Origin of the sequence: Zunongwangia mangrovi, assembly GCF_900112105.1 — a bacterium.
In the GTDB taxonomy this organism is placed as follows: Bacteria; Bacteroidota; Bacteroidia; order Flavobacteriales; family Flavobacteriaceae; genus Zunongwangia; species Zunongwangia mangrovi.
Genome location: NZ_FOKV01000001.1, coordinates 1,124,678 through 1,136,318, shown reverse-complemented (window position 1 = coordinate 1,136,318; position 11,641 = coordinate 1,124,678). Strand labels below are relative to the sequence as shown.

The 11,641-nt window shown below is 35.6% G+C and carries 11 protein-coding genes; 7 read left to right on the top strand and 4 right to left on the bottom strand.

Annotation, left to right across the window (positions count from 1 at the left end; translation table 11 throughout):
• The first annotated feature begins 329 nt into the window (after window positions 1–329).
• From miaB to groL, 7 genes are all read left to right on the top strand, one after another.
• Window positions 330–1,775 (top strand): tRNA (N6-isopentenyl adenosine(37)-C2)-methylthiotransferase MiaB, encoded by a 1,446-nt coding sequence (gene miaB / locus BM201_RS05060; RefSeq protein WP_092540262.1) that lies wholly within the window; start codon window positions 330–332, stop codon window positions 1,773–1,775.
• Between the two features lie 63 nt (window positions 1,776–1,838).
• Complete coding sequence (locus BM201_RS05055; protein ID WP_092540261.1) at window positions 1,839–3,134, top strand: sigma 54-interacting transcriptional regulator; 1,296 nt, start codon at window positions 1,839–1,841, stop codon at window positions 3,132–3,134.
• A 46-nt stretch (window positions 3,135–3,180) separates the two neighbouring features.
• Window positions 3,181–3,684 carry an LPS assembly lipoprotein LptE gene (gene lptE, locus BM201_RS05050; protein WP_092540260.1) on the top strand — a complete coding sequence of 168 codons (504 nt, stop codon included), beginning with the start codon at window positions 3,181–3,183 and terminating at the stop codon, window positions 3,682–3,684.
• A gap of 8 nt (window positions 3,685–3,692) precedes the next feature.
• Window positions 3,693–4,559, top strand: coding sequence for a hypothetical protein (locus BM201_RS05045; RefSeq protein WP_092540259.1), 867 nt, complete (start codon window positions 3,693–3,695; stop codon window positions 4,557–4,559).
• Window positions 4,556–4,921, top strand: coding sequence for a preprotein translocase subunit SecG (secG, locus tag BM201_RS05040; protein WP_092540258.1), 366 nt, complete (start codon window positions 4,556–4,558; stop codon window positions 4,919–4,921). The genes BM201_RS05045 and secG overlap by 4 nt, the downstream gene beginning before the upstream one ends.
• Before the next feature lie 151 nt (window positions 4,922–5,072).
• Window positions 5,073–5,348: a co-chaperone GroES gene (locus tag BM201_RS05035; protein ID WP_092540257.1), complete on the top strand. Its 276-nt coding sequence runs from the start codon at window positions 5,073–5,075 to the stop codon at window positions 5,346–5,348.
• Between the two features lie 78 nt (window positions 5,349–5,426).
• Entirely contained in the window at window positions 5,427–7,067 is a 1,641-nt protein-coding gene (gene groL, locus BM201_RS05030; RefSeq protein ID WP_092540256.1) for a chaperonin GroEL, read from the top strand.
• Window positions 7,068–7,377: 310 nt separating this feature from the next.
• On the opposite strand, the gene BM201_RS18090 is transcribed toward groL, so the two are convergent.
• The 4 genes from BM201_RS18090 to BM201_RS05015 are packed head-to-tail and all read right to left on the bottom strand — an operon-like array spanning window position 7,378 to window position 11,614.
• Window positions 7,378–7,515 carry a hypothetical protein gene (locus tag BM201_RS18090; protein ID WP_175486981.1) on the bottom strand — a complete coding sequence of 46 codons (138 nt, stop codon included), beginning with the start codon at window positions 7,513–7,515 and terminating at the stop codon, window positions 7,378–7,380.
• A gap of 38 nt (window positions 7,516–7,553) precedes the next feature.
• A complete protein-coding gene (locus tag BM201_RS05025; RefSeq protein WP_092540255.1) occupies window positions 7,554–8,183 on the bottom strand; it encodes a copper homeostasis protein CutC in 630 nt (209 codons plus the stop codon).
• A 1-nt stretch (window position 8,184) separates the two neighbouring features.
• Window positions 8,185–10,821, bottom strand: coding sequence for a carboxypeptidase-like regulatory domain-containing protein (locus BM201_RS05020; protein ID WP_092540254.1), 2,637 nt, complete (start codon window positions 10,819–10,821; stop codon window positions 8,185–8,187).
• Window position 10,822: 1 nt separating this feature from the next.
• On the bottom strand, window positions 10,823–11,614 hold the full coding sequence (locus BM201_RS05015; protein ID WP_092540253.1) for a GLPGLI family protein: 792 nt from the start codon (window positions 11,612–11,614) through the stop codon (window positions 10,823–10,825).
• Window positions 11,615–11,641 lie beyond the last annotated feature (27 nt).

Genomic DNA, 11,641 nt, shown 5'->3' with positions numbered 1-11,641 from the left:
ATTACAACTAGTGTTTACCCCGATCGGTAACAGTCATCATTAGGCAGAATTATTTCATAGGTGTTATATTCTTTATTGACTTTGTTAGCATTGATCGGGGGTTTCACTCTTTTCCCCTTTTTCAAAATCTTTCTCCCTTCTCAATTTTTCCTAAAAAATTTTAATCATTTAATACCAAAAAGCCAGGCCTTTTTTATTGGTTTTCATCTTTTAGATGTCCGATTTTATAAAAGGTTGCGTAAAAATTTTAAAAAATTTTACTGCCACTTTGTCACAAGAACCTTAAAACGTATCTTTGCCACCTAATTACCTTAGCTTAGTAAAGCATTATGGAGAAGATTATTGATGAAAAGCAACAGGGGAACTCCCTGGTAATGGAGCCAAAGACAGAAAATAAGCGTAAGCTTTTTATAGAATCTTATGGTTGCCAGATGAATTTTAGTGATAGTGAAATTGTAGCTTCTATTCTTTCTAAAGAAGGTTACAACACTACCCAGCAATTAGAAGAAGCTGATCTTGTTTTGGTAAATACCTGCTCGATTAGAGAGAAAGCCGAACAAACGGTAAGAAAACGTCTTGAAAAATATAACGCCGTAAAACGTACAAACCCAAACATGAAAGTTGGGGTTTTAGGCTGCATGGCAGAGCGACTAAAAAGTAAATTTCTTGAAGAGGAAAAAATCGTAGACCTGGTCGTAGGACCAGATGCTTATAAAGATCTTCCTAATCTTATCAATGAAGTTGAAGAAGGAAGAAATGCTGTAAATGTAATTCTTTCTAAAGAAGAAACTTATGGTGATATTTCGCCGGTGCGTTTACAAACAAACGGAGTTTCTGCTTTTGTATCGATCACCCGTGGATGTGATAACATGTGTACTTTTTGCGTGGTCCCTTTTACTCGTGGTAGAGAGCGTAGCCGTGACCCGCAAAGTATTATCGAAGAAGTTAATGATCTTGCAACTAAAGAATATAAAGAAATCACTTTATTAGGGCAAAATGTAGATAGTTATCTATGGTATGGTGGCGGACTTAAAAAAGATTTTAAGGATGCGACGCCAATGCAAAAAGCTACGGCTACTAATTTTGCTGCACTTCTAAAAATGGTTGCTGAAGCACAGCCAAAAATGAGAATTCGTTTTTCTACTTCCAATCCACAGGATATGACCTTAGATGTTATAGAAGTAATGGCCGCTCACCGCAACATTTGCAATTACATTCATTTACCAGTACAAAGTGGTAGTGATAAAATGCTTAAAAAGATGAATCGTCTTCACACCCGTGAAGAATATTTCAGTCTTATCGATAATATCAAAAAAATCATCCCAGATTGTGGAATTTCGCATGATATTATTACCGGCTTTCCTACCGAGACCGAAGAAGATCACCAGGATACTATTTCTTTAATGAAATATGTAAAATACGATTTCGGATTTATGTTTGCTTATTCTGAACGACCCGGAACCATGGCTGCAAGAAAATTTGAAGATGATATACCTGAAGAAACTAAAAAAAGACGGCTATCTGAAATTGTTGCTCTTCAGCAGGAACATAGTAAATATAGAACTGAGCAATTCTTAGGAAAAACCGTTGAAGTTCTTATCGAAAAAGCTTCTAAGAAATCTGATGCACATTGGAGTGGTAGAAATACTCAAAACACCGTAGTAGTTTTCCCTAAAGAGAACTACAAAGTTGGTGATTTTGTAAATGTAAAAGTTAACGATTGCACCAGTGCGACACTAATTGGTGAAGCTGTTGGATATAGTGAGAATAATTGAATCTAAAATTTAAGGTTTCAAATTTAACAACAAATCAATAACACTAAATAGCACACACCTTAAATGGAATCAGTACAGGCTATAAAACAACGTTTTGGTATTATAGGCGACGACCCAAAACTAAATAGAGCGATAGAAAAAGCCATCCAGGTTTCTCCTACAGATATTTCGGTACTAGTAACCGGGGAAAGTGGTGTTGGTAAAGAAAGTATCCCTAAAATAGTGCACTCGCTATCGCATCGTAAACATGGTAAATATATTGCTGTAAACTGCGGAGCTATTCCTGAAGGAACTATAGATAGTGAACTTTTTGGTCACGAAAAAGGAGCATTTACAGGCGCTACCCAAACAAGAAGCGGTTATTTTGAAGTTGCCGATGGCGGTACCATATTTTTAGATGAAGTTGGTGAATTGCCACTCCCAACCCAGGTAAGACTTTTGCGTGTTTTGGAAAACGGAGAATTTATCAAAGTAGGTTCTTCTAAAGTTCAAAAAACAAATGTTCGTATCGTTGCCGCGACCAACATAAACATGTTCGAGTCGATCAAAAAAGAAAAATTTAGAGAAGATCTTTATTATCGCCTAAGCACGGTAGAAATTCATTTACCACCACTTCGCGAACGTAAAGGCGATATCCATCTATTATTTAGAAAATTTGCTTCAGATTTTGCTTTAAAATATAAAATGCCAACCATCAGATTAGAAGATGACGCCGTACTTTTAATGCAAAAATATCACTGGGGTGGGAATATTCGTCAGCTTCGAAATATTGCTGAACAAATTTCAGTTCTAGAGCAGGATCGTTCAATTAATGGTAAAGAGCTTAAAGAATATTTGCCAGATATGGGCAGCAATTTGCCGGCGGTAATTTCAGATAAGAAAAAGGATAGCGACTTCAGTAATGAAAGAGAGATCCTTTATAAGGTTCTTTTTGACATGAAAAATGACCTTAACGATCTTAAAAAACTTACCTTAAAATTAATGCAGGAAGGCAATTCTAAGGAAGTTCGTGATGAAAATGAAGGGCTTATTCAAAAGATCTACGGTAATGGAGACGAGGACACTGAAGATTTTAATGTAGAGGATCTGGATAGCGATAATCTTGAAGTACTTCAAATACCGCAACAAAGTAGCAGAAGTGAATATGAATCTCCAGAGCCAGAAAATCTGTCTGAAAAAGACAAATATCACTTTGCTGAAGAGATCGAAGAAGAGGAAACCCTGTCACTTCAGGATAAAGAGTTAGAACTGATCAAAAAATCGCTAGAGCGCCATAACGGAAAACGTAAAGCTGCGGCTGAAGAATTAGGGATTAGCGAAAGAACACTTTATCGTAAGATCAAGCAATACAATTTATAATTACTGAATTTCGTTCTAAAAACAGCGAAATTTACGATCTATACCTATGAAGAAATTAGGACTTATTTTATCGATTTTTAGTGTTTTAACGCTAGTTTCCTGCGGTATTTATTCTTTTACCGGGGTATCCCAAGGTGATGAAGAAACATTTCAGGTAAATAATTTCCAGAACACTGCAAATTTAATAGAACCGGGAATCGAAAGAACCTTTAAGCTTAACTTACAGGATCTTATCCAAAGCCAAACAAATCTTACCTTAACTAATAATAACGGCGATTTGATATTTGAAGGGGAAATTATCGATTATTACATCGCCCCAATGACGGCGACTGCGCAAAACACAGCGGCACAAAACAGGCTAACAATTGCGGTTCAAGTAAGATTTTATAACACGCTAGATCCTGAAAAAAATTTCGACAGGCGTTTTTCTTTCTATTATGATTATCCGGCTGGTCAACAGTTAATTGGCTCTACCTTAGATACAGCAATAGAACAAATTTACGACAGGATAACACAGGATATCTTTAATGCAGCTTTAACCGACTGGTAAAATTAGCTATGGATTTAAAGAATTTCACATATTTATTAGAACATCCCGAGGAGGTTTCCCCACAGGAAACTCGTGCTTTGGAAGATATTCTTATCAATGCTCCTTACTTTCAGGCGGCACGTGCAATTCGATTAAAAGGCCTTAAAGATGCAGATAGCCCATCTTATAATTCGGCTTTACGAAAAACTGCGGCTTTTACTACCGACCGTGAAATCCTTTTTGAATACATAAGCTCTATCGATTTTAACCAAAATCGCATAGCGCATCAAATTAAAAAACAGGAGGAAAAACTTAACAATCTTGAGGTTTACGAACCAATAGAAGTTTTAGGCAAAAAAAGTATGGCGATTGATGAAGCTATACAAATGAAGCAGGACGAATCTGACAAGGTGATGGATCCTGAGCTTTTTGAGCGTTCAAAAAACAAGAAAAGCGAAGAAGAGTTACCAGAAGAACAACTAAAAATTGGCAAACCACTACAATTTAATAATGCAGAATCACATAGCTTTTCAGAATGGCTTAGATTAACTTCTGCCAAACCTCTTGAGCAGCAAAAACAAGCTAAAAAAGAAGAAGACGCCCCAGAAAATATTCAGAAGAAATTCGACATTATCGACCGTTTTATTTCTAAGAATCCAAAAATAAAACCGGCTAAATCTTCACCAAAAGCAACTGCTCCAGATCTCTCTAGCCCGGCACCCGAAGCCTTAATGACAGAGACTTTAGCACGGGTTTACCTAGAACAAAAAAACTACAAAAAAGCCATTCAGGCATATAAAATTTTAATTTTGAAAAATCCCGAAAAAAGTGGTTTCTTTGCAGACCAAATTCGGGCAATCGAAAAATTACAGGAAAATAATACAGATAAAGAATGAGCACATTCACAATTTTTTTAGTTTTAATAGTTATCGTAGCATTTTTGCTAGTGGTAGTTATCATGGTGCAAAATCCTAAAGGAGGCGGTTTATCATCTTCTATTGGTGGCGGCGGTCAACAAATTGGTGGTGTACAAAAGACAAACGATTTTTTAGACAAAAGTACATGGACATTAGCAACCGTTCTATTAGTACTTATCCTAATAAGTAATGTTTCTATTATGGATGGCAGCAGCGGTTTTGGAGATTCTAAGATCTTTGATGAGAACGAAGTAGAAAATGCTTTACCAGAAGCAGATCCTGCACCAGCACAGCAAAACGAGCAAACTCTAACTGCTCCAGCTACAGATAGTGCTCAGTAAAAAATAAACCCATTTTTATAATAAAATGCCAGCTTGTCACAAAGCTGGCATTTTTTATTTATTAATGTCAGCTTTTTTTGAGTGGCATAATTTTCGAAATATTCAGAATCGAGTATTTAAAAATTAATTAATCAAAATAAATTTAAAGAAAATGGGACTAAACATTAAACCGCTTTCAGACAGAGTTCTTATCGAGCCTGTAGCAGCTGAGACTAAAACAGCTTCAGGTATCTACATTCCAGAGACTGCAAAAGAAAAACCTCAAAGAGGTAAAGTTGTGGCAGTAGGTAAAGGAACCAAAGATCATGATATGACTGTTAGTGTTGGTGATATGGTTCTTTATGGCAAATATGCCGGTACCGAACTTAAATTAGAAGGTACAGATTATCTTATCATGAGAGAAGACGATATCCTAGCGATCGTATAATTTCTTTCTCAAATTCAATCGTAATTAAAATTAACCAATTTTTAGCTGAATTTTTCGGCTACTAAAATTTATAATAAAATGGCAAAAGATATAAAATTTGACATCGAAGCACGTGACGGTATTAAGCGCGGTGTAGATGCTCTTGCAAATGCAGTAAAAGTAACTTTAGGACCAAAAGGTCGTAACGTAATTATTAGTAAATCCTTTGGTGCTCCAACAGTAACAAAAGATGGTGTTTCTGTAGCTAAAGAAATCGAATTAGATGACGAGCTAGAGAACATGGGAGCGCAAATGGTAAAAGAAGTAGCTTCTAAAACTAACGATCTTGCGGGTGACGGTACTACAACTGCTACTGTTTTAGCGCAGGCTATCGTAAAAGAAGGACTTAAAAACGTTGCTGCTGGTGCAAACCCAATGGATCTTAAAAGAGGGATCGATAAAGCAGTAGAAGCTTTAACTAAGAACTTATCTGAGCAAACTCAGGAAGTTGGAGATTCTTCAGAAAAAATTAAGCAGGTAGCTTCTATTTCAGCAAACAATGATGACCTAATTGGTGAATTGATCGCTGAAGCTTTTGGAAAAGTTGGTAAAGAAGGAGTTATTACTGTAGAAGAAGCTAAAGGAACAGATACTTATGTAGATGTTGTAGAAGGTATGCAATTCGACAGAGGATATCTTTCTCCTTACTTTGTAACGAACAGTGAGAAAATGACCGCTGATCTTGAGAATCCTTATATTCTTCTTTTCGATAAGAAGATCTCTACTATGAAGGATCTTATGCCAGTTTTAGAGCCGGTAGCTCAATCTGGAAAGCCACTTCTGATTATTGCTGAAGATGTAGACGGTGAAGCACTTGCAACTTTAGTAGTAAACAAATTAAGAGGTTCTTTAAAAATTGCTGCTGTAAAAGCGCCAGGATTTGGTGATCGTAGAAAAGCAATGTTAGAAGATATCGCAATTCTTACTGGTGGTACTGTAATTTCTGAAGAAAGAGGTTTCTCTTTAGAAAATGCAACTATCGATATGCTAGGTACTGCAGAGAAAGTAGCTATCGATAAAGACAACACAACGATCGTAAATGGATCTGGTGACGATAACGCAATTAAAGAGCGCGTTAACCAAATTAAAGCTCAGATCGAAACTACAACTTCAGATTACGACAAAGAAAAACTACAAGAGCGTCTTGCTAAATTAGCAGGTGGTGTTGCAGTTCTTTACGTTGGTGCAGCTTCAGAAGTTGAAATGAAAGAAAAGAAAGACCGTGTAGATGATGCACTTCATGCAACTCGTGCAGCTGTGGAAGAAGGAATCGTTGCCGGTGGTGGTGTAGCTTTAGTAAGAGCAAAAGCTGTTCTTGACGCTATCGCTACAGAAAATGCAGATGAGGCTACAGGTATCCAAATCGTAGCTCGTGCTATCGAATCTCCACTAAGAACGATCGTTTCTAACGCAGGTGGCGAAGGTTCTGTTGTGATCAACAAAGTATTAGAAGGTGATAAAGATTACGGATACGATGCGAAAACAGATACTTATGTAGATATGATGAAAGCTGGTATCATCGATCCTAAGAAAGTGACTCGTGTTGCTTTAGAGAACGCAGCTTCTGTATCTGGAATGATCTTAACTACAGAATGTGCTTTGATCGATATCAAAGAAGATAATGCTGGTGGCGGAATGCCTCCACAAGGAATGGGTAGTGGAATGCCAGGAATGATGTAATCACATCACAAACCCAATAATTTTAAAAGCTGTCTTATTCATTTAAGGCAGCTTTTTTTATGCTGAATTTTTAAGATGGAAATTCCATTTTAGAAAATAAAAATCAGAAATCTACAAAACAGCTATTCATTGTTAAGTATCAAGATATTCTGCGAGTGTTAGAATAAAAATTGATTTTGAAAATACTATCTCGAAAAGACAGATTTCTGCTAATTACTGAAAAGACCTATTTTAATTTTGATATAACTCGCCTACTGAAATTCACGAGTTTCATAACGAAGAAATTAGCAAATTTTAAGACCTTCTTTGCTTAGTGTAGAAATGCACCTAATAGCCCGGCCTTAAAATCACTCCAATCCATAATTATCTGAAAAACAACGATTGCCAGAATAATTAGAACTGCTGTTCTTAATTTAGCCTCTGGTTTTCCTTTCTGCTCAGTATTCATATAAAAAACGTTTGGATTAGCTAAATTATAAAAAAATATTAAAATGCACCAAGAATTCGGCGACCATGATAGGCCCGCGCACCGATACTTTTATGTATTTCGTCTAAATTTTTATTTGTAACCCGGCCGGCCGGCATGATTTCCAGTTTATTACCGGAAACAGCAATCATATTTTTTAAAGTTGAAATTCCTTCTTTTGCTGTCGCTTTTCCACCTGAACTTAAAATTGTAGAAATTCCATCGATTTTCGATAATTCTTCAGTAGCTTTTAAAATATCTGGTGTTTCATCAATGGCTTTATGGATTACTACTTTTAATGGTTTAGAAAGTGCTACCAAAGTTGAAATTCGTTCTAAATCCAAAGTGTTATCTTCTTTTAGGATTCCAAAAACAACTCCTTCTACTCCAATTGCTTTACAAAATGAGATATCCTGCTTCATTACTTCAAATTCGGCTTCAGAATATACAAAATCGCCTCCACGAGGACGAATCATCACGCGAAACGGAATCTTCAATTGTGCTTTTGCCTTTTCAATAACATTTCTTTCAGGAGTAATTCCATCTTGCGACAAGTCTGCGCACAGCTCTACTCGGTCTGCGCCAAGTGTTTCAGCTTTTAAGGCTTCTTCTAAAGATTCCACACAGGCTTCTTTGACGAAATTTGTCATTTTACAAGGTAAATTTTAAGGTGGCTAACACCTGCGATGGCCGTAATCGATAACTACTTTGCACGTAATAATACTCGTTATTATACGCATTAATAAAGGTATCTGTATTTAAAATATTTCGCCAGCTAATGTTAAGATCCATTTTAGGTTTCTCAAAAGTAAACTGATAGCCTAGGTTCACAAAATAATTGGTGCCATTTTCAGATAAAGAATTGCCATAATATTCGCCTCCCGCACTTAGGTATTGGTTGTCCTTTGGATAAAAATAAAGATCGAGCGTATGTTGATGAGTTTCTATTGTTTGAAAATCTCCATCTTCGAAACCTGAAGTATAAGTAGTATAATTACCCGAATAATTCGCAATTAACCAACTGGAAATTTCAGCATCTAGGCTTCCCCGAAAATTTAAACTTCTTGTGTTTACTTCGGCCAGCGTATTATTTAAAAGCTGCTGACGTTTTGATAAATTATAAGAAGTATTCAATTTAAGCGTTGTTTTCATTTTCCTAAAATACTTACTTCCACCAGCTCTAAAACTATGATTATCGGAGTTATTATCTAAAGCTACAGCTTCTAAAATTGTTGTCCCATTTTCACCAATATTAGAACTGTACAGCAAATTATTTTCAGAATAATTATAAGAATAAGATGCGCTTAAGAATAACTGTTTTAAGGGATTTCGATACCCCAGCCCGGCATTATAAATTTGTCTTGTTTCTTCGGAAATTGGGGCGTTATACCTATTTAGATTTCGATATCCATTTAATAAAAAGCCATAATATAATTGCTGAAGTTCTCCAAAATCATACCTTAAGGCTGCTGAAGCATTTGCATCCCAATAAGCAGAAAGTTTTTTATTCATAGAAAAATAAGGTTCAAAAATCAGCCGATCCAACTCCCTGGTTTCTTCAAAATTATCATCATCTAAACGAAAACTTTTAAACTCTAACGGCGTACTTAAACTCAAATTCCAGGTTTCATCTTTACTTTTAAATCTGAAAGAATTTTTAAAATAGACTGAAGATTCTACAAATTCGGTTCTGTTTTTAAAATCAGCATCCAAAACCTCTTCTCCATCTTCCAGAAAAATATCGGTATCTAATTGCTGATTCTGGATAGAAAATCCAAATTTTGGTGCTATGGTAAATTTCCCTAACGCTTTGGTAAAGCCGGCCGAATTATCGGTGTATATTTTTCTGGTTGAAACTAATTGCTGAAGCTGTTCATAAGGCTCACCATCGTTAAAAATGGCTTCAAACTGTCCCGGCTTTACTAAAAGATCCTGATTATTTTCAGCAAAACCTGTATTTGAAGTAAAAGTGATCAATTGCTTTCCTACAGTTCTAAGCAGGCCCAAATCGTTTTTAATTCCGAAGAAAGGATTGCCCATCTGCTGCATTATTCGTGTATCAGGACGATCTATTAAACCGCGTTTAGCATTCCAGGATCCATTAAAGGCTAATTGATCTTTAAAATAATTTTTATCAGCATTATTCTCTAAAGTAAGCTCTCCTTCCAACTTACTTATAAAAATATCGTTATTCGTATTTTCGATGACATCGATCGTATCTGTAGGAGTAAAATAGCGTGTTTGGGTACTACCATCCTGTTGCTGATAATCATTAAGGTAAGAAATATTCAATTTTAGATCTAAATCTTTTTTAATACGCTGTAAAATATTTCCCGAAAGTAAATGAACATTATTATCCAGCCAACGCTCGGAAGAAAATGGAGGTAGCGACACATTTTGTATCGAAACCCAATTTTCTTTATCAATATCAAAATTATTTCCATAGAAGTTCTGTGAAAAATTAAGAACTTCACCAGAGGCATCTACGCCAGTATTGTTACTTTGGTAGGTAACTATTGCCTGCCTTTTCTTAGTAAATACCATGGGCGTTACTCTAGCTTGCCATAGCAAAGGCGCCGCACCGATCCCAGCGGTTGCTGTTCCGCTAAACGTGATATCTTTTTTGAGCTTTATATTGATCGAAGCTCTTTCTGAAAACTCTAAACTATCCAAAACCTTTACCGGCTGATGGTTTTCTAGAATTTCGATTTTAGAAACCGCATCGGCCGAAAGGTTATTATTGGCCAGATTGTAACGCCCTTCCAACATATCTAAACCTTCAATATAATATTTCTGGATTGGCTCATCTTTGTAATAAATCCCCCCATTTGGTCGAATTTCGATTCCTGGAATTTTCTTTAGCACATCTGCAATTACCCGGTCATTTTTACCTTTAAAAGCAGCTACAGAAAAACTGAGCGTATCACCGCGTTGCTGTAAAATTTCAGATTTTACGATTACTTCTTTTAGAGCCTCAGAAGAAGGCGAAAGTTCCACTACTAATTGTTGCGCTTTATTGAGAATAGTTTTTTCGAATGTAGCAAAACCAATGTAAGAAACTTTTAAAAATAAGGATTCACTCTCACTTTTCACGGTTACCTTAAATTTTCCATCGGCGTCTGAAATTCCATAAGCAAGAATCGAAGAAACCGAATCTTTACTGATCATTACCGTTGCGCCACTAAGCTTTTTACTTTTATCGTCTAAAACCTGTCCCGTAATCTCAGTTTGAGAATAGCCTGCAAAAAGAACGAATATTGATAGAATTATGAAGAGGATTTTTTCCATGCTATTCCAGTTCTATGGGATTATTTTCTTTTTCAAGCATTTTCGTAAAAGCCTCGATGTATTTCTTATGAACTTCTGGCGAAATAGTAATATTTGGATCATTTACATAAGTAAAAGGATCTTTGAGATAACGAAGGTTAGTTGCTTTTAATTCGGCCGGACTTGTTTTTATAATCTGATTAAATTTTAATTGAAAATCCTGTTTTGGAGATAGCTTTTTTAAACCGACAAATTCAAAATTCCATTCACTTTCAACGTCTAAAATCTCTAAAATTAATCCCGGCAAACCATTAAATTTATAAGGTCCGTCTGAGATTGGAACCTCTGGAGTAAACCATGCCACATAATCTCTCCCTGCAAAGCTTGTAATGGCTTTTTGGATTTTATATCCCTTTATTTCTTTGGTTTCTGTTTCTATTTGCCAATTGAAGAGATTCTTATCCTGTCCAAAATAAAATCGATCTGCAGCGATTGTATGAATATAAAATAACCTATCGTTTTTTATTTCTTTTAAAATTTGATAATGAAAATTGGTTAAGGCATTTTTGGATGTACTGCCAGAGTTTCCCTTTACTTTTATTTGATCTGCAAAATTTTGAGCCCTACTTATATAATATGAATAATCTTTTCCCAGATAAAGCATCATATATTCACTTTCGGGCTTAACAAGAGTAGAATCTAATTTAAAAGACAACTTATAAATTACTTCATAATCGAATTTTTCTTTTATAGTTCCCTGTGCTGAAATCCTAAAAGAGAAAAATATTAATAGGAATAACAACTTTAGTTTCATGATGAATTTCGATTGATGATAGTTTTG

Bases quoted from the DNA above. Each gene is read 5' to 3' on its own strand.
- miaB (WP_092540262.1), top strand. From the start codon at position 330: ATGGAGAAGATTATTGATGAAAAGCAACAGGGGAACTCCCTGGTAATG.
- BM201_RS05055 (WP_092540261.1), top strand. From the start codon at position 1,839: ATGGAATCAGTACAGGCTATAAAACAACGTTTTGGTATTATAGGCGAC.
- lptE (WP_092540260.1), top strand. From the start codon at position 3,181: ATGAAGAAATTAGGACTTATTTTATCGATTTTTAGTGTTTTAACGCTA.
- BM201_RS05045 (WP_092540259.1), top strand. From the start codon at position 3,693: ATGGATTTAAAGAATTTCACATATTTATTAGAACATCCCGAGGAGGTT.
- secG (WP_092540258.1), top strand. From the start codon at position 4,556: ATGAGCACATTCACAATTTTTTTAGTTTTAATAGTTATCGTAGCATTT.
- BM201_RS05035 (WP_092540257.1), top strand. From the start codon at position 5,073: ATGGGACTAAACATTAAACCGCTTTCAGACAGAGTTCTTATCGAGCCT.
- groL (WP_092540256.1), top strand. From the start codon at position 5,427: ATGGCAAAAGATATAAAATTTGACATCGAAGCACGTGACGGTATTAAG.
- BM201_RS18090 (WP_175486981.1), bottom strand. From the start codon at position 7,515: ATGAATACTGAGCAGAAAGGAAAACCAGAGGCTAAATTAAGAACAGCA.
- BM201_RS05025 (WP_092540255.1), bottom strand. From the start codon at position 8,183: ATGACAAATTTCGTCAAAGAAGCCTGTGTGGAATCTTTAGAAGAAGCC.
- BM201_RS05020 (WP_092540254.1), bottom strand. From the start codon at position 10,821: ATGGAAAAAATCCTCTTCATAATTCTATCAATATTCGTTCTTTTTGCA.
- BM201_RS05015 (WP_092540253.1), bottom strand. From the start codon at position 11,614: ATGAAACTAAAGTTGTTATTCCTATTAATATTTTTCTCTTTTAGGATT.